This is a genomic window from Exiguobacterium oxidotolerans JCM 12280 (assembly GCF_000702625.1).
Taxonomy (GTDB): Bacteria; Bacillota; Bacilli; order Exiguobacteriales; family Exiguobacteriaceae; genus Exiguobacterium_A; species Exiguobacterium_A oxidotolerans.
On record NZ_JNIS01000001.1, the window covers coordinates 980110 to 996889 of the forward strand.

The following is a 16780-nucleotide window of genomic DNA, read 5'->3' on the forward strand; positions in this document are numbered from 1 at the left end:
CATCACCGTCCTACGATTCCCATACCGTTGATGATCTTATCGAGCATCTCATCAACCGTCGTGATATTACGCGCTGCCGCGTTGTAAGCATGTTGGTACTGAATCATCATCGTCATCTCTTCATCGATTGAGACAGCCGAGACTGACATACGGCGCTGTTCCGCGCTTTCCATCAAGACGGCCGAGCTTTGCCCGAGTCGCGCGACTTGGTCGGTCGCGACCGCCATGTCACCGATGACGTTTTGATAAAAGGAACCGATTGTCGTTGTCGTATCCGACTGGTCGAAACGAATGCTTGCCGTCTTCATGTTGGCGAGCTTCAAGGCACCGGCGCTGTCCCCGATGTTTCCATCCGTCGACGTCGCGATGTTATCGAGACTTTTCTTGATTTCGCTTCCGAGTGCGATCGTCTTCGCCGTGATCGGACCGTTGGATGAACCGAAAAATTCGTTTGTCCCGTTCGTCCCGTCTTTTTTAAGATTCCCTGCGTGGGCTGTGTTGAAGGCTTCGGCAAAGGTTGCTGCCATCTCATCGAGGTGCCCTTGCATGTTGACGTATTCGCCTGTTGCTTGACCATTCTCGACATGACCATACATCTCGATCAGACCGATTAATCGACCTGATGAGAAGCCGCCTGCTGCATCAAATGAAATCGTTTGTGAATCTGTCTTAAACCCTGTATAAAGTCCGTTCGCATCGGTCGTAAACGTGAGTGTACCGGCCTTCGGTAAATCCGAGTCGACTGCAAGCAACTTATCGCCGTTCGGTAGTTTAATCCGGACATCGATCCGTCCTTCTGCCGTTTTGACGGTATTTCCGAGCTGCCCTTGCTGGATCGCATCGCTGTCGACGGAGACTTTTTCAAAGTCGACATATTCAGCGAGCTCATCAAAGTAACGGTCCCGCTCATCATAGAGCGCATTCGGTAAGACACCGAGCGGCTCAACCGTATGGATTTCCGCATTGATATTGTGAATTTTTTTGAACAAATCGTTGACTTTTTTCGTCGAGACGTCGATTTCGCTTTTCAGGTCACCTTGCACTTGATTAAGCGCCTTCGCCATGTAGTTGAACGTTTGCGTCAAGGTTTCTGCTTTTTGACGGACGACACTGCGCGCCCCGGAATCTTGCGGATTCGTCGACAGTGTTTGGAGCGACTCCCAAAATCCATCAAAAGCTTTTGATAGACCGGTATCCGACGGTTCATTGATGATGTCTTCCATTCGGCCGAATGCCGCTTCTTTCGTACCATAGTATGATGTCTTCGTCGCTTCGTCGCGATACTGTTTATCGAGCATCACGTCACGCACCCGTTCAAGCAATTCCCCTTTGACGCCTGTGCCGATTTGCCCCATCTTGCCTGTTCCGATCGACATCGAGAGTTGCTCTGTCGTCGCCATGATTAAGCGTTGACGTGAAAAACCAGCCGTTCCGGCGTTCGCAATGTTGTTTCCTGTCGATTGGAGCGCCCATTGGTTCGTCGTCAGTGCCCGACGTCCAGTCTCAAGCCCCATAAAAGTTGATGCCATTCGTCTACCTCCTTAAGCATTCCGGTTGAAGTGTGTGCGGTCGAGTGCGGACTGACCATATGTAAAATCATCAGCTTCCGGGATCAGCAATTGTAAGTGCCAATCGAGATAATGAAGCGATTGTTCGAGTAATTCAGCGTTCAGGTCGTTCAGTCGTTTGAGCTGACCGATCGTCTGTAACAAGCGGCGTAATGAAGCGACATCCTCCGGGTGATCTTGTAACCACTCCGTCATCGTCACCTGTCCCATCCGTTCAAGCCGTTGTTGTTCGAGCTGTTCGATCCGTTTCAGATGTACCGGTTCTTCTTTGACGATTTGTGAGAGTCGCTTCATATCATTTTGAATCAAGACTGTCTTTTTTTCTTTTGCGAGATTCAATAAAGCATCGTGCTCACTTACGAGTTGTTCAAGGATTTCCATCCGATTGCCTCCTCACAGTTTGCTCTTCATATAAAAAGCGACCCGCGCATCCGTGCCCCGAGTCGCCTCTACTGTCCTAGTTGTCCCTGTTACAAGTTCAAAAAACGCTCCGCGATTTTTTTCGCGTCTGGTTTATAGGTTCCATCCTGAATGGCTTGACGAAGGGATTCGATTTTTTCGGTCCGTGCTGTGGGTGTCTCATTGAAACGCGCACGCGCTTCACTCGAGATTGTCACTTCATCCGGCCGATTCGTACGTTTTGCTTCTGTTCCTTCTACTGCTTGATTTCTTTCGTACGCTTTAGGCATATTCACCCATTTCGTAGAATCAATTCGCATGTGAACACCTGCTTTCTAGATTACAAGATTCTTAATTCATGTTCGATACGTTCTCGGTTTCGAAGGGGCAGAAGAATCTAGCATCGCTTGGGCGAGGTCGCGTCGTAATTTCTCACGACAATCGGCACAGATTGTACCGTCACGGGAAGGTTTCCCGCAACTCTCACACGTGATTTCCATCTGTGTGATTTCTGACATCAGTAAACGCCCATCCCTAATGTACCGGAGGACTGTTTCTCGTTTGACCCCGACCGCTTGCTCAACATCAATAGGTGAGGTTCGGATTTTCCGCCGTTCTCGCAGGAACTCACGCACCTTCTCAAAATCAGTATGATCTTTCCTAATGCAATCGATGCACAGGTCAGAAGATTGACGAACAAATAATTTCCCGCAAGATTTGCAGTTTAATACATCCATTTCCTTCACCTCATTATGAATATCGGCAGAAATGAAGAATTCTTAAACACTTCGAAATAAAGTTACGGCAGAAATTTCTTTTGCACCGGCTTCACGTAGTCGCAAAGCCGCTTGATGCAAGGTCGTTCCCGTCGTATACACATCATCGACGAGTAAAATCGTTTTCCCCTCGACGGAAGTGATCACTTCATACGGATTGGCTCGAGACAGGCGCTCTCGCCTTGCCTTGCGACTTTGCGCCGGACCATCTGAACGTGCCAAACACAATGCGACCTTTCCACGCATCATCCGGGCGATGCCTTCCGCCTGATTGAAACGCCGTTCACTCAGACGCTCTCGACTGAGCGGAATCGGCACAATGAAATCCTGTTTCACTTTTACCTTCTTCAGCTCTTCTTTAAACACGTCCAACAGTGCCGTATCCCCTAAAAACTTATAGCGCTTCAAAAAATCCTTTGCGGTTGCCTCATATAAAAACAATGGGTCCGTCTTCAAATCATGACCGAGTCGCCGCCACTGCTGACAATCACTGCAAAGGGTGAGACCCGGTTTTCCACAGTCCGTGCATTCCCCTCTTTTTACAAACTTTATTTTACAGGTTCGACATACCGTTTGCCTAGTCCATACGTTCGACAATGACCAGCTCGGTACAAAAAATTGGTGGCAAAGCAGACAGTTCATCGGAAACCCTCCCGGTTCGCACGCTGAATATCAGCGATTGCTTCGTATAGGGCATTCGATCGATCATTTGCGAAAAAGATGACTTCTCCACTCGGGAAAGCGGCATCTCGCCCGACACGTCCACTGATTTGAATCAATGCTGCTGCCGTAAACGACACGTCTGCATCGACGACCGCGACTTGGACGTTCGAAAAGGTGACGCCCCGTTCTAAAATCGTCGTCGTCAATAAAATCGTTGCCGTCGTCCGAAAACGTTCGACCTTAACGATTCGGTCAGGATCTGCCGCGTGGACCGTTTCAGCCGTTAATCCCGCTTGTTCGAGTCGCTCCTGCCATAACGCGAGTACGGCAACGGTCGGCACAAAGACGAGTCGTGGTTTGTCTGCGTGACTGTGAAGCCACTCAATCAAATGGACTGGTGTATAGGAAAAGTGGAGTTGTGGAACAGGTAACGGGAAGCCGTGATACCGCCGCATCAGGCGAACGGTCGGCAGGCGTTTGTTCCTAAAGGAGGGGGTTGCACTGAGAAGGATGAGTGATGCCGAGCGGTACATCACCCGTTTGACGTAGCGATGTAGCGTCCGGTCCGTACTATAGGGAAAGGCATCGACCTCATCGATGAAGACGACGTCAAAGCAAGCACGGTAATGAATCAATTGATGGGTCGTACTGATCGTGATATCTCCGAGCTGAAGACGTTCCTCCGAGCCGCCGAACAACGAGACGATCCGCGCGTCCAAAAACGCACGTTTGACGTGTAACGTTAATTCTCGGACGACATCCGCCCGTGGCGTCGTGATGAGGACACGTTTCTTCAGACGCAGTGCCGTCTCGATGCCGGGAAACAGCATCGGTGTTTTTCCGGCACCGCAGACAGCGTGGACGAGCAAACGTCCTTGTTGCTCAATCGTTCGTTCAATCGCCGTCGCAATCCGTTGTTGGTCGGGTGTTAATGCGAGCGCCTCGTGCCGACTCGGCAGGACGGAGTCAAGCGGACGGGCATCCGTGACGAGCGTATCACACGTCCTTAATTTACCGAAGATGAGGCAGTGCCGACAATAGTAACAGCGTTTCCCGCATGTACATGGTCCGCGTGTCGGCAGTCCCCCGCATCGTTGACACCGCCACGTCACAGCAGGATACCGACGTTCATTCGAACCAAGCGAAACCTTTACTTGATCGCTCGGAATCAGGCGTCCTCGAATATCCATGACTCACTCCCTTTCTTGATGAGACTCCCCTTCCTTTCGTCAGTCTTGCGTGCGCTTCCTGCTGGCAGTGTAAAGACGAGTCAAAAAAGAAAGAACATCCCATTGAAGTGATGTTCTTTCTCGGTGCAACACTTATTTTAATTAATCTGCTTTGTACCACGTGATTCCGATTGCACCAGGACCAAGGTGTGTGCCGATAACCGGACCGAACACGCTCATTTCAATTTGCGCTTTCGGGAATCGTTGCTCGAGCACTTCGATTTCAGCACGTGCTTTGGCATCGTCTTCGGCATGAATGACACCGATGACATATCCTGCACCCTCATTATGAATCGTATCTTCCATCATCTCTTCAATCCGTTTAACCGCCCGTTTGAACGTCCGAATCTTTTCGAACGGAACAATTTTCCCATCGACGAAATGAAGAACCGGTTTAATCTTTAAGAAAGAACCAACGACGGCTTGCGTCATACTGAGGCGTCCGCCCCGTTGTAGATGCTCTAAATCATCAACGACGAAATAGGCGCGAATCATCCCTTTAAGATCTTCAAGACGTGCGACGATTTCTGTTGCCGTCGCCCCGGCATCACGCATCCGGACTGCTTCCTTCACTAAGAACGCTTGCGGCATACATGAAATACGTGAGTCGACCGGGTGAACTTGAACGTGATCCACCATCATATTAATGGTATGTAAAGCTTGATACGTTCCACTAATCCCGCTCGACAATGTAATTCCAATGATATCTGTTCCCGCCGGTAGTCGTTCAAAGGCATCCGTGAGGTCACCGATGTTCGGCTGCGAAGTCGTTGGCAGACTTCCCGTTTGAATTTTTGCATAAAACTCGGGGACTGAGATATCGAACCCTTCCCGATATGCGTCACCATCAAAAATGACGCTGAGCGGTGCGACATGAACATTATTTTCTTCACAATAGGTAGTTGGCAGATAGGCTGTACTATCCGTTAAAATCACAATCTGGCTCATCCGTGAATTTCCTCGCTTTTAAGAGTTCCGTCGTGACTTGTAATTTTCTGACACGTCACAATCGTTATTAAGTGTATCATAGTTCATTTCGATACAAAAACAAAGACGGCGCCGCTTTGGCAACCGTCTTTTTATTATACGACGACAACCCAACCGCGTCGGATTGCTTCAACGACAGCACCTGTCCGGTCGGGTACATTCATTTTACGCAAGATTGAGGAAACATGATTTTTGACTGTTTTCTCACTGATATAGAGCGTATCACTAATCGCCCGGTTCGAGAAACCGTCAGCAAGCAACTGCAGTACTTCGCACTCACGACGCGTCAAAACGTGTAACGGTGCTTCCGCAACGCGTTTTTCAATCGGTTGGGAAGACATCGTTTGTTTCATCTTCATCAAACGACGGTACTCTTGTAAAAGGTTCGGTGTGACTTTCGGGTGGACGTATCCCCCCTCACGGTAGACGGAACGAATCGCATTCACGAGTTCATCCGTCGCCATTTCTTTCAAAAGATAACCAACCGCTCCCGCGCCTAACGCGTGCATGACGTATGTCTCATCGTCATGAATCGACAAAATGATGACGCGGACATCCGGATGGACCTCCATGAGACGTTTTGTCGCTTCAACACCATTGACTTTCGGCATATTAATATCCATTAAGACGATATCCGGTTGATGGGCTTCGACGAGCGGAATCACTTCCGCTCCGCTCGCCCCTTCCGCGACAACGATGAATTCTTCTTCAAAATCAAGAATCCGTTTGACGCCTTCCCGGAATAACTGATGATCGTCGATGATGACTACTTTTACTTGCTCGTTATTCACTGTGTTTCCCCTCTCGCTTCGGATTCTTCGATCGGAATCCTTACCTTGATGACCGTTCCTTTGCCTGGTTTCGTTTCGATTTCAAACTCACCATCAATCAACTCAATTCGCTCACGCATGCCAACAAGTCCGAACGACTCATCGCACGAAGCGAAAATTTCATCAAAGTTAAACCCGATCCCATTGTCCTTCACATGAATACGGACAGAATGTTGATACTGTTCTATGATAATACGAATGTCACTCGCTTTGGAATGCTTAACTGCATTTTGGACGGCTTCTTGAACAATTCGGAAGACAGCGACTTCATACGTCGACTCAATCCGCTCCCCACCGCCAAGATAATTAAAATGAATCGGAATGTTCGAAATTTCCTGCATATGACGAAGATAACGCTCGAGTGTCGGAACAAATCCAAGATCGTCGAGTGTCATCGGACGTAAATCATAAATGATCCGGCGAATATCCGCGAGCCCGTCACGAATCAAGATCCGGAGACGATGTATTTCTTCAAAGGCTGCTTCTGCTCCATTATGCTGGTGAATCTTTTCAATCAAATCTGCACGAATCAAAACGTGAGCAAGCGTTTGTGCGGGTCCATCATGCATGTCTCGAGATAGGCGCCTTCGCTCATTTTCAGCCGACTGAAAGACCTTTAAGCCCATTTCTTGTTTTTGCATCGCCTTTTCATACTTTTCGTTCATTACCTGCATATCGTCCGTTAAAAAGTTCAAGACAACCGAAACGCGACTGATCAGCATGTCGGCTCGCTCAATCGTCTCATCGAGATGGACTAAGCGGCGCTCGAGTTCATCCCGCCGCTTTCGGCAGTTCATTTCATCCCGTTGGTTGATGAACGACTCAAGTTGAAGGGCATTCGCCGTTTCGTAGGCACTTCTGACGTCTTGTTCGGAGTAATGATCGAAGTTCTTACTGACGACGACGAGTCGTGCTTTTGAATCCTTGATCAGTCGTTCCAGTCGTTCGGCTTCTTTAATATAGTCATGAACACGCGTCTTCAAATCCCGTAACTCCTGTTGGATTTCTGCGTATTGTTCTCTTGAATCTTCTGTAATTCGAACGATTTCTTCCCGACTTTCTTCTACGACACCAATGATGTTCTGTACGATATCATTCAAGGACAGCCGCTCCCTCATCTCATTCGTCATGCTACTCCCTCCAGTCCCCGTGGTTGTCTCTCTCCCGATTCGTCGTTATGCTAGAAAGAACTAGTTAACGAGGAGGACATTTTTGATTATGTCATTATTTAATTATTATACAGTAAAAGAAAATGGTTTCCATGAAATCATTATCCAAAAGTCACGATTTATTACATATTTAGCACGCGCCACCTCTGAGCAAGAAGCACAGCGCTTCATCGCGGCGATTAAAAAGCAACACCATGACGCCAATCACAATTGTTCAGCGTACGTCATCGGTGAACGAAATGACATCCAAAAAGCGAATGATGATGGTGAACCGAGTGGAACGGCCGGTGTTCCGATGCTCGAAGTGTTGAAAAAACGTAATCTCCGGAATACGGTTGTCGTCGTCACCCGCTACTTCGGAGGAATCAAGCTCGGCGGCGGTGGTTTAATCCGTGCTTACGGCTCAAGTGTCTCAGAAGGATTGAATACAATTGGCGTCGTTGAACGTGTCTCTCATGACCTCCTTGAAGTGACGGTCGATTACACGTGGCTCGGAAAATTAGAAAACGAACTCCGGGCGACGCGTCACATCATCGACCAGATTCATTACCTCGATCATGTTCAAATCGACGTCCTCGTCAATTCAAACGATGTCGCCCCATTCATCGAGTGGATGACGAACTTGACGAATGGGCAAGCGAAGATACGCGAAAATGGTTCTCGCTACATCGAGCACGATGTGACCTGACGTGACATTCTGTCTCGACCTGCTATACTGTTTGTAAAGAATTTAAAAGTTTTTTAATTATTCAGTAAAGTTAGGGGCAATGAACAGTGAAGGATTCTACACGATCTCGTTCTAATAAACGAAAATCAAAACGCTCTTGGTTTAAGATTTTCGTCACCGTATTTCTCATCGTCTTAGTCACAGGTGGCGCTACGTTCGCCTACGTCGCACATAAAACCTTTCAAACAGCCAACAAAACAGAAGTGAAATTATCCCGTGGTGAAAAATCAGAAAAACGTCCAGCGGCCGTCGATTTGACGAAAGATCATTTCTCCGTCCTGCTCGTCGGGACGGACGAACGCCCTGGTGACACTGCTTCACGATCAGACACGATGATTGTCGCCACCTTCAACAAAGCGGAAAAGAAAGTCAGCATGTTGAGTATCCCCCGGGACTCCCTCGTCATGATCCCATCTGTCGGCTACGAAGATAAAATTAACCACTCGTATGCGTTCGGAGGAATCGATTCAACGATCGAGACGGTCGAGAACTTGCTCGATATCCCGATCGACTATTATGGCTCAATCAACTTTAATGGTGTCGTAGCGATTGTCGATGCAATTGGCGGAGTCGACGTCGACGTCAAGTTGCCGATCGACACACTCGATTCATCTGATCAACAGAGCGGCGTCAAGCTCGATCCCGGTGTTCAGACATTAACCGGTGAAGAAGCACTCGCCTATGCCCGGATGCGCTACGAAGATCCCGAAGGTGACATCGGTCGTACAAAACGCCAACAACAAATCTTACAAGCCATCATCGATGAATCGACTTCGCTTGGTTCAATCACAAAGTTGAATCAATTGATGCAAGCGACCGGCGATAATTTCCAAACGAACATGTCGTTAACGGAAGCTTTCCAGTTGCAGCCGTTCGTCAAGTCACTCGCGACCGTCAACCGGATTGACTTAGAAGGATCGGATGCCCGAATCAATGGCGGCTATTATTACAAACTGGACAAAGCTTCGCTAAAAGAAGCCAAAGCCATCTTAAAAGAACAACTCGCTCTGCCGACGAACCAAGCAAGTGAGGCACCGGCTGACGATTCGGAGACAACAGATGATACGTCGACTGAAGCAAACTGACTTTCAGGCGTTGTTCGCATTACAAAAACGTGCTTATCAAATAGAGGCGGATTTAATCGGTACGACCGATTTTCCACCTTTGCGCCAAACGCTGGCTGAATTGATGCGAGAAGCTCCGCTCGGTTACGTCTTGACGTCCGAATCTAGACTCATCGGTTGCCTGACGTTTTCCGATCGGACGATTACACGTCTGATCGTCGCACCCGATTTTTTCCGGCAAGGTGTCGCCTCTCGTTTACTGCGCCATGCGCTTGAAGCAGAGGATTTGCAATTCGTCTCAACTGCAAAAATGAACGCGCCGGCGATTGCGCTTTATCATCAATTCAATTTCATCGAAGACGCAACGACCGTCCGGCAAGACATCGTCCTCGCCCACCTCAAGCGTAAGACTGAAAACAATGGAGCTGACTCATAAGTCAAATCAAAATCAATATTTGTGTCGTACGTCTCCGACAACAATCAAACGGCCGATGATTCTGTCTTTTCATGGAATCATCGGCCATTTCTATGACTATTCTTTTCGCTCATGCCGTCTTGAAACCTATCCAAGTCACATATGGAAAAGTTCGCATTCCTTGTTCAAAACGATTACGCGCTGTCTATTAGAAAGACAGCGCGTTCAGGCTGTAGACAAAGTGCCATCGGGAGATCAAGCGTCTTTTTTCGTTGCTTTCCTCGGGCGAGGCGCAAGCCGTTGCTCCTTGATCCTAACGGACAAGAAGCAGGGTCTTGCCTGCCTCTAAAAGTGCGTTAAAAACGCACTTCTCCCCGCAGGAGTCAACGAAACGTGACGCTTTTTAGGTAACACTATGACGGAAATCCAGTCATGCAGACGGTTTAGGGCGCAATCTGTCTCGAATCGCTTAGAACCGCGAAAAGCAATCGGTCGCGACCCTGCAGCTTTGCTGTAGCGGCGCGGAAGATTGCCGCTTTGAAGACGAGGCGAGACAGGGAAGCGCGACCGGATTGTCTCCCGTTATCGCATGTTAACGCTTCATAAGAGTTTGTCTACACGCTGTACGCGCTGTCTATTAGAAAGACAGGGCGTTTTTAGTTTGTATCATACCTAGATGAAGTAACGGCCAGTTAGACACTCCTCTGTGTTAAGCGAGACCGATTCCGCTTAACACCATTCCAATCACTGCTCCAAGTAACACGATGCGTAACGGCGACTGGTTATAAAAACGAAGTAAACAAAAGAGCCCGAAGGCGACGAAGAAATCGAGACTCGTCTCGACGCTCGATGTAAAGATCGGGTCATATAAGGCGGCTAACAACAAACCAACGACCGCTGCATTGACGCCGATCAACATCCGTCCGACCTGTTTATTCATTCGGACGCGATCCCAAAACGGGACGACGCCAATCACGAGCAGAAAACCGGGTAAAAAAATCGCCAATGTCGCGAGCAGACCACCCGACACACCTGAAATGACCGTCCCGAGGTAGGTCGCAAATGTAAAGAGTGGACCGGGAACAGCCTGGGCCGCGGCATACCCCGCTAGAAAGTTCGTTCCGTCCATAAATCCTGGTACGAGTGCCTGGTTGAGAAACGGTAAGACGACGTGACCGCCCCCAAACACGAGTGCACCGGCATTGTACATGATGCTCGCGAGCTGCACGTTTCCCGTCGCTACCGTTGCTAAAATCGGTGTCGCGACCAACAAACCGAAAAAGAGTATGAGCGCACTGATGCTCCATACGCGTGATACGTGAATGGCTAACGGTTGACCAGATTGTGGTTCAACTTTAAATAAGAATAATCCGAACAATGCCGCCAGTAGTAAGACACCGACTTGTGCAAGCGGATGATCGAAGATTAACACACCGGCAAGCGCAAGTAACATCAATGCTAACCGTTTGGGTCCAACAGCAAGCTTCATCCCCATTCCGAGTACAGCGTCGGCAACAATCGCCACTGCGACGAGTTTCAGACCGTGAATGAATCCCGCATCGGTCAAATCGTAAGTTGTCGCAAGCAGTGCGAACATGATCAATAACAGACTCGATGGTAATGTAAACCCGATAAAGGAAATGATTGCACCGACGACGCCACCACGAATCAACCCGATTCCCATCCCGACTTGACTCGATGCCGGACCGGGAAGAAACTGGCAAAGTGCCACAAGATCGGCGTAGCCTTTCTCGTCAATCCACTTCCTTCGTTTGACGTATTCTTCATAAAAGTATCCGAGATGCGCGACAGGACCTCCGAACGATGTCAAGCCGAGCTTCAAAGAGACGATGAAGATTTCTATCCATCTACTCATTTCTCCACCTCCAGCGTTTAGTATACGCAACGTTTGTAAATTTTTTGTGACAGCTTACAGTTCGGTCGACTTTTGTTTTCCATATGTCCCTTTTCTCCACAAAGCTTCAATCGGCCCTTGACGATGTCGTCGCAAATACCAACGCGAGAAGAACGTTTGGCAACCTAGTAAGATGAGAGCCCCTAATGTCCCTTGCCACAGCGGAATTGTGCCGTATGTCCCGGATAAGAAAACAAGCACTGTAAAAACGAGTGTGTGCGTCAAATAATTCGTTAGCGCCATCCGTCCGAGCAAGCGGAACCCTTCCATTCGCAGCCCGGCTCGAACGACCAAGGCGATGCCTGTCGCATAAGTAATGGCGAGCGTCCGTCCGGATAACCAGACGAAAAAGTAATTGATTAGTCCATCTGCGACCTGTCCTTGGTGGACGCGAATAATTTGCGTTAGTGCAGGGAGTGACAAAATCAAGCTTACGAGGAACCCTACGATGAGTAGTCGTGTTGTCGGTGGCCGCACTGAAAAGCGTTCCATTAAATAGGCGCCGATTAAAAAGAGAGATAAAATTTCCGGCCAAAGCATCAACGTATTTCCGAGTGCATCCGGCAATTGGACGGTCGCATGATAAGCGAAATAACCTCCGAGATCACGTCCGGCAACAAGATCGGCCAATCGACCGTCCGGTTCAATGATGGAACGATCGCCCTCTGATTGAGCGAAAAGATAAATTGAAAGATAGAGAGAGACCGTATACAGTTGGAGGGCCAGACCGATGAAGAGTTTGGTCAGCGGTCGTGTTTTGACGAAGAGCAACAAAAGGAATCCGCAAAACGCATACGTTTGGAGAATGTCACCTTCCCAAAACAATAAATGAATGAGACCAATCGCAAATAAAATCGTCAAACGGCGAACAAAAATCCACAACGAACGTTTTTTTTGACGAAGCCGGTCGATGAAGAGGATAAAGCCAGCACCAAACAACGCGCTGAACAACGTATAAAACTTCGTTTGAATGAACAAATCAAAGAAAAGCCGGAGCAATCGGTCGACTTGTCCCATATCGGTCACGAACCGTTCCCCGAGAAAACTCGGCATGTTGACGAGCAAAATCCCACACAGTGCAAAACCACGGAGGACATCCAAATAAATAATCCGTTCTTTTTCCGCTATCGGATTCATAATAGTCTCCTTAATCGTCAATCAGCCGCCCAAAAATCAAATTTTGAGCGGCTGATTGGTCATTTTGATGTAAGTCGTTCGAGTAAATTCAATAACGGACGATAGCGTTCGCCAAGTAGTCCGAGGGATTCGACTAAGATATCGAGCACAATCAATAACATGATTAACGAAACGAGTGCCCCGATGGAATTGGTTTGTGAAAATAAAATCGCTGTCATGCCGAAAATCGCACACAACCCATAAATCACGAGCACAGCTTGGCGCATCGTAAATCCAAGATCGAGCAGACGATGATGGAGATGGGCTTTGTCTGGTGCGAACGGTGGTTTCCCTTGAAGAACACGCCGGACGATCGCAAACAACGTGTCGGAGATCGGAATCCCGAGCAAGATGACCGGAACGGCAAGCGAGAACAAGGTCACGTTTTTAAAACCAAGTAACGATAAGACACCGAGCATGTATCCAAGGAACAAGGCCCCCGTATCCCCCATGAAAATCTTCGCCGGATAAAAATTATGGAACAAAAAGCCGAGCGTGCTCATCAAGAGTAAAATCGCAACGATCGTCACGTAAACATTTCCTTGGATGACGGCGAGGCTGATCAACGTCAACAACACGATGCTCGAGACACCGGCCGCAAGCCCATCCAGTCCATCAATCAAGTTAACGGCATTCGTGATTCCGATGACCCAAAGAAACGTCAACGGTACACTCCACCAACCGAGAAACAGTTGTTGATCAAACGGCAAGTTGATGAATTCGATTCGAATACCTCCATTTAAGACGATGACGGCAGCAACAATTTGCCCCATCAGTTTCAAACGGGCATTCAATTGGAATCGATCGTCGAAGGCCCCCGTCAAAATGATGACGAATCCTCCGACTAAAATATGAGTCGCATACGGACTCGAAGGTTGCAAAATAAAATAGCCAATCATGAAGGCGATATAAATCGCTAACCCACCTAAACGTGGCATGATTCGCACGTGTACTTTTCGCGCGTCCGGACTGTCAACGGCACCGACTGCAATCGCAAAGCGTTTTACGACGGGTGTGATCAGTAAGGCCGCGATAAAACAGACGATGGACGCAGTCCATAACATAATAACATCACGCTCCTGCGCGAATTATATCATAAAAAAAAAGAGCCGACGAGCGGCTCACATGAAGATTGGGACTTCAGCAGACGGATCATATGTATAAATCCCACGGCCAACCTTTTTGATTGCCGGGTTCGCTTGCTCGACTTTCGCCATCAATTGATAGATGTTACTGATTTGGTGACGGTAACGTAATTCAAGTTCCATTTGAATGTCACGTGCCGACATCGATTCACGTTCACGCATCAAATCACTGATTTGGTGGACGTACACTTCAAGCGGATAACGCTGATTGACACGCCGTTGTTTTAGAGGGCGTTCTTGTGCTACGGCGATTTCTTTTGAATACTCTCCAGCACCACGACTCAACTCTGCAATCAAGTATTCTGCACGCCGTTGAAGACGGCGGTATTCTTCTTCAATCTCCATCAACTCACGATAAATGTGTTCACTCGTTCCCATGTTTACCCTACCTTCCAAAATTAAACATAAATATTTCAAATATGTTTCAATTGTATGTTTATTGAAATATTACAGACTATAAATTGTCTCTATAATATATAATTTTTTTAAATATTTAATTATCCTGTAATATTTTCACTAAACACCCGATACAATGGTTACACCTCATATTAACAGAAAGGAGCTAGAACGGAACATATAAATTATAAATTAAACTATCTCAAAAGCACTTATTTTATTCGTAAAGGTGTTCTAACTATTGATTTTACACAAAAGGAGACTGGAAAATTAATGGACAAATTAACTAAAATATTGTCGTTTGCACTAGTACTTTTGCTTCTACTCACGGTTGCGTTTCCGTCTTCTTTAGTATCGGCAGCTAGCGGTACTTCTTTTACGAAAACGACCTATAAAACAACAGATTCCTTAAATCTTCGATCATCCAATACAACCACGTCGAAAAAGTTGACGACAATCCCGAAAAATACACAGATCAGCTCCTCTTACCGTAAAGGGAATTGGTACAAACTCTCTTATCAAGGAAAGACGGGTTACGTGCTAGGAACATACTTAAAGAAAGTCGCCACGGGGACTTCTTTCGCGAAGACTTTAACCTATCTGATTAGATTTACACACAGTCAAAAAAGTAAGTACCTCATCTAAAATGAACTGCTCCCTAAATGGTAGACACTAAAAAAAGTGACTCACTTTGGGATTTTTTCTGTTTTCAGACCTCGGTATATTAAATTTAGCTAACTTGGACGGGAGGAGAGGAGATCACGTAAGTAAAATTATATTCAATGAACACCACCACGTCTTAAAGTCGAATTCAAATGTCGTTTTTGTATCCGACCGGGCAATTTAATGTACATCGGAATTCAAAATTCATGCCGCGAAAGAGAATTTAGCAGGCAAAGGAAGTACCGGTCGCCCGTCTGACCAAGTCAACATCGGACAGGTTCAAATAGGCCTTCAAGAAAAAGTATTTGAACATCAGGCCATCCGCCGTTGTCATAGCAATAAGTTTTCCCGAGTAACTCCGTAATGAAATCGAAAGAGAAGAGGTCAATGATGAGTCTCAACCCATCGTCGGCCGGAATCAACAGTTCATCGAGAACCGTGTAAGGGCTTGGTGGCATATTTGGAAGGTCGGTATCATCCAGATCGCCTTCAAATATAGATTAGTTACAGCCAGTATAGTCCGGAATAGCATATTACAGTGCCATCCCGGTGCCCAGCGGCGTGTCAAAAGGGTGATCGATCGAAAGATAAAAACAGAGGAGCATCAGCCCCTTCGGGACGATGCTCCTCTGTTTAAAATTATATGAGGTTTTGTACAATATCCAAGTCATCTGATTGCAGCTTAGCTGCAAGGTACCTCTTTTATAAAATTTCCATTAGATGGACGCAATTCACTTTTTTACTTCCTGCTCCTGATAAACAAACAGGACCGCTCAGGGAAGCGGTCCTGTTTAACTCACATGAAAAGAGATCAATCAGATGAAACAACGAACCATCAGGGAATGGAACGTTGTCGTTAGCGACTAGCTAAGATTTGCTCAAGGGAAAGCAAATCTGTCGAATCGACACGATAGTCTGCCTCATGTAACGTCGTTTCCGGTCCAACGCCGACAGCATACATGCCTGCCGCGTGGATGGCCGTAATACCGGCTGCTGCATCTTCTACACCGATACAGCGACTCGGGTCGACGTCAAGCGCTTCAGCTGCCCGTAAAAACACTTCAGGGTGTGGTTTAGACTGAGCAACTGTTGCCGCATCGACGATATCATCGAAATAGTGTCGGACCTTTAGTGCCTCAACGACCGTCAACGCATTTTTCGAAGCCGACGCCATACCGATTTTCAGCCCAGCAGCCCGAATCTCATCCAAAAATGAAATAATTCCCGGAAGAAGATCCTGTTCTGAGATATGTCGAATCAACTCGACGTAGTGCTCGTTCTTTTTCGTCGCAAGCTTATTTTTCTCGGCTTCCGTAAAAGCATGCTGCTTTCCACCGAGCGCCAAAATCCGCTCTAACGAATCGGTCCGACTTACGCCTTTGAGCGTCTCGTTGAAATCCCGGTCGAACGGAATCTCAAGCTCCTCTCCGAGTTGTTTCCACGCTAAGTAATGATACTCGGCTGTATCGGTAATCACGCCGTCTAAGTCAAAAATAACCGCTTCAATCGTTGGTGCCATCCGACATCCATCCTTTCATCCATCGTACATGAAAGACAAGAAATCGAATGATTTGCGCAAACGATTGCACTTGCCTCAAGAAATATTTTACCTCTTCATACACCTCTTTGCAAGCGTTATCAAAAAAATGAAATGATGA

General features: G+C 47.4%; 18 protein-coding genes. 4 read left to right on the forward strand and 14 right to left on the reverse strand.

The features are described 5' to 3' along the window. Positions 1 to 2: 2 nt before the first annotated feature. From flgK to P403_RS0105075, 9 genes are all read right to left on the reverse strand, one after another. Positions 3 to 1529 carry a flagellar hook-associated protein FlgK gene (flgK, locus tag P403_RS0105035; RefSeq protein WP_029331460.1) on the reverse strand — a complete coding sequence of 509 codons (1527 nt, stop codon included), beginning with the start codon at positions 1527 to 1529 and terminating at the stop codon, positions 3 to 5. A 12-nt stretch (positions 1530 to 1541) separates the two neighbouring features. Next, the gene (locus P403_RS0105040; RefSeq protein ID WP_029331462.1) at positions 1542 to 1949 is read right to left on the reverse strand and encodes a flagellar protein FlgN; all 408 of its coding nucleotides are present in this window, start codon (positions 1947 to 1949) and stop codon (positions 1542 to 1544) included. Positions 1950 to 2038: 89 nt separating this feature from the next. After that, positions 2039 to 2287: a flagellar biosynthesis anti-sigma factor FlgM gene (flgM, locus tag P403_RS0105045; RefSeq protein WP_029331464.1), complete on the reverse strand. Its 249-nt coding sequence runs from the start codon at positions 2285 to 2287 to the stop codon at positions 2039 to 2041. Positions 2288 to 2323: 36 nt separating this feature from the next. After that, positions 2324 to 2485: a hypothetical protein gene (locus tag P403_RS16580; RefSeq protein WP_159173375.1), complete on the reverse strand. Its 162-nt coding sequence runs from the start codon at positions 2483 to 2485 to the stop codon at positions 2324 to 2326. A 261-nt stretch (positions 2486 to 2746) separates the two neighbouring features. Then, entirely contained in the window at positions 2747 to 3109 is a 363-nt protein-coding gene (locus P403_RS16780) for a ComF family protein (protein ID WP_235195245.1), read from the reverse strand. A 272-nt stretch (positions 3110 to 3381) separates the two neighbouring features. Next, entirely contained in the window at positions 3382 to 4596 is a 1215-nt protein-coding gene (locus P403_RS0105060) for a helicase-related protein (protein WP_029331470.1), read from the reverse strand. Between the two features lie 141 nt (positions 4597 to 4737). Next, positions 4738 to 5583 (reverse strand): DegV family protein, encoded by an 846-nt coding sequence (locus P403_RS0105065; protein WP_029331471.1) that lies wholly within the window; start codon positions 5581 to 5583, stop codon positions 4738 to 4740. A 134-nt stretch (positions 5584 to 5717) separates the two neighbouring features. Continuing rightward, positions 5718 to 6413: a response regulator gene (locus tag P403_RS0105070; RefSeq protein ID WP_029331472.1), complete on the reverse strand. Its 696-nt coding sequence runs from the start codon at positions 6411 to 6413 to the stop codon at positions 5718 to 5720. After that, positions 6410 to 7582: a sensor histidine kinase gene (locus tag P403_RS0105075; protein ID WP_029331473.1), complete on the reverse strand. Its 1173-nt coding sequence runs from the start codon at positions 7580 to 7582 to the stop codon at positions 6410 to 6412. Before P403_RS0105075 ends, P403_RS0105070 begins: the two co-directional genes overlap by 4 nt. Positions 7583 to 7670: 88 nt before the next feature. Here P403_RS0105075 and P403_RS0105080 point away from each other — a divergent pair, with 88 nt between their 5' ends. From P403_RS0105080 to P403_RS0105090, 3 genes are all read left to right on the forward strand, one after another. Further along, on the forward strand, positions 7671 to 8309 hold the full coding sequence (locus P403_RS0105080) for a YigZ family protein (protein WP_029331474.1): 639 nt from the start codon (positions 7671 to 7673) through the stop codon (positions 8307 to 8309). A gap of 86 nt (positions 8310 to 8395) precedes the next feature. Then, positions 8396 to 9433, forward strand: a complete 1038-nt coding sequence (locus P403_RS0105085; protein WP_029331476.1) for an LCP family glycopolymer transferase — start codon at positions 8396 to 8398, stop codon at positions 9431 to 9433. After that, positions 9408 to 9848: a GNAT family N-acetyltransferase gene (locus P403_RS0105090; RefSeq protein WP_029331477.1), complete on the forward strand. Its 441-nt coding sequence runs from the start codon at positions 9408 to 9410 to the stop codon at positions 9846 to 9848. The genes P403_RS0105085 and P403_RS0105090 overlap by 26 nt, the downstream gene beginning before the upstream one ends. A gap of 688 nt (positions 9849 to 10536) precedes the next feature. On the opposite strand, the gene chrA is transcribed toward P403_RS0105090, so the two are convergent. Genes chrA through P403_RS0105110 form a run of 4 tightly spaced genes read right to left on the reverse strand, consistent with a single transcriptional unit; the run spans position 10537 to position 14441 of the window. Continuing rightward, positions 10537 to 11703, reverse strand: a complete 1167-nt coding sequence (chrA, locus tag P403_RS0105095; RefSeq protein ID WP_029331478.1) for a chromate efflux transporter — start codon at positions 11701 to 11703, stop codon at positions 10537 to 10539. A 54-nt stretch (positions 11704 to 11757) separates the two neighbouring features. Further along, entirely contained in the window at positions 11758 to 12879 is a 1122-nt protein-coding gene (locus P403_RS0105100) for a DUF418 domain-containing protein (RefSeq protein WP_029331479.1), read from the reverse strand. Positions 12880 to 12938: 59 nt separating this feature from the next. Then, the gene (locus tag P403_RS0105105; RefSeq protein ID WP_029331483.1) at positions 12939 to 13982 is read right to left on the reverse strand and encodes a glycosyltransferase family 4 protein; all 1044 of its coding nucleotides are present in this window, start codon (positions 13980 to 13982) and stop codon (positions 12939 to 12941) included. 57 nt (positions 13983 to 14039) lie between these two features. After that, positions 14040 to 14441, reverse strand: a complete 402-nt coding sequence (locus P403_RS0105110) for a Rok-like winged helix domain-containing protein (RefSeq protein ID WP_029331484.1) — start codon at positions 14439 to 14441, stop codon at positions 14040 to 14042. 291 nt (positions 14442 to 14732) lie between these two features. On the opposite strand from P403_RS0105110, the gene P403_RS0105115 reads away from it, so the two are divergent. Further along, positions 14733 to 15104 carry an SH3 domain-containing protein gene (locus P403_RS0105115; RefSeq protein WP_029331485.1) on the forward strand — a complete coding sequence of 124 codons (372 nt, stop codon included), beginning with the start codon at positions 14733 to 14735 and terminating at the stop codon, positions 15102 to 15104. A gap of 874 nt (positions 15105 to 15978) precedes the next feature. Here P403_RS0105115 and pgmB read toward each other — a convergent pair. Beyond that, the gene (gene pgmB / locus P403_RS0105120) at positions 15979 to 16641 is read right to left on the reverse strand and encodes a beta-phosphoglucomutase (RefSeq protein WP_029331486.1); all 663 of its coding nucleotides are present in this window, start codon (positions 16639 to 16641) and stop codon (positions 15979 to 15981) included. Positions 16642 to 16780 lie beyond the last annotated feature (139 nt).

What these genes read in the sequence shown, in the direction of transcription:
- flgK (WP_029331460.1), bottom strand. Translation starts at nt 1,529, where the DNA reads ATGGCATCAACTTTTATGGGGCTTGAGACTGGACGTCGGGCACTGACG.
- P403_RS0105040 (WP_029331462.1), bottom strand. Translation starts at nt 1,949, where the DNA reads ATGGAAATCCTTGAACAACTCGTAAGTGAGCACGATGCTTTATTGAAT.
- flgM (WP_029331464.1), bottom strand. Translation starts at nt 2,287, where the DNA reads ATGCGAATTGATTCTACGAAATGGGTGAATATGCCTAAAGCGTACGAA.
- P403_RS16580 (WP_159173375.1), bottom strand. Translation starts at nt 2,485, where the DNA reads ATGTCAGAAATCACACAGATGGAAATCACGTGTGAGAGTTGCGGGAAA.
- P403_RS0105060 (WP_029331470.1), bottom strand. Translation starts at nt 4,596, where the DNA reads ATGGATATTCGAGGACGCCTGATTCCGAGCGATCAAGTAAAGGTTTCG.
- P403_RS0105065 (WP_029331471.1), bottom strand. Translation starts at nt 5,583, where the DNA reads ATGAGCCAGATTGTGATTTTAACGGATAGTACAGCCTATCTGCCAACT.
- P403_RS0105075 (WP_029331473.1), bottom strand. Translation starts at nt 7,582, where the DNA reads ATGACGAATGAGATGAGGGAGCGGCTGTCCTTGAATGATATCGTACAG.
- P403_RS0105080 (WP_029331474.1), top strand. Translation starts at nt 7,671, where the DNA reads ATGTCATTATTTAATTATTATACAGTAAAAGAAAATGGTTTCCATGAA.
- P403_RS0105090 (WP_029331477.1), top strand. Translation starts at nt 9,408, where the DNA reads ATGATACGTCGACTGAAGCAAACTGACTTTCAGGCGTTGTTCGCATTA.
- chrA (WP_029331478.1), bottom strand. Translation starts at nt 11,703, where the DNA reads ATGAGTAGATGGATAGAAATCTTCATCGTCTCTTTGAAGCTCGGCTTG.
- P403_RS0105100 (WP_029331479.1), bottom strand. Translation starts at nt 12,879, where the DNA reads ATGAATCCGATAGCGGAAAAAGAACGGATTATTTATTTGGATGTCCTC.
- P403_RS0105105 (WP_029331483.1), bottom strand. Translation starts at nt 13,982, where the DNA reads ATGTTATGGACTGCGTCCATCGTCTGTTTTATCGCGGCCTTACTGATC.
- P403_RS0105110 (WP_029331484.1), bottom strand. Translation starts at nt 14,441, where the DNA reads ATGGGAACGAGTGAACACATTTATCGTGAGTTGATGGAGATTGAAGAA.
- P403_RS0105115 (WP_029331485.1), top strand. Translation starts at nt 14,733, where the DNA reads ATGGACAAATTAACTAAAATATTGTCGTTTGCACTAGTACTTTTGCTT.
- pgmB (WP_029331486.1), bottom strand. Translation starts at nt 16,641, where the DNA reads ATGGCACCAACGATTGAAGCGGTTATTTTTGACTTAGACGGCGTGATT.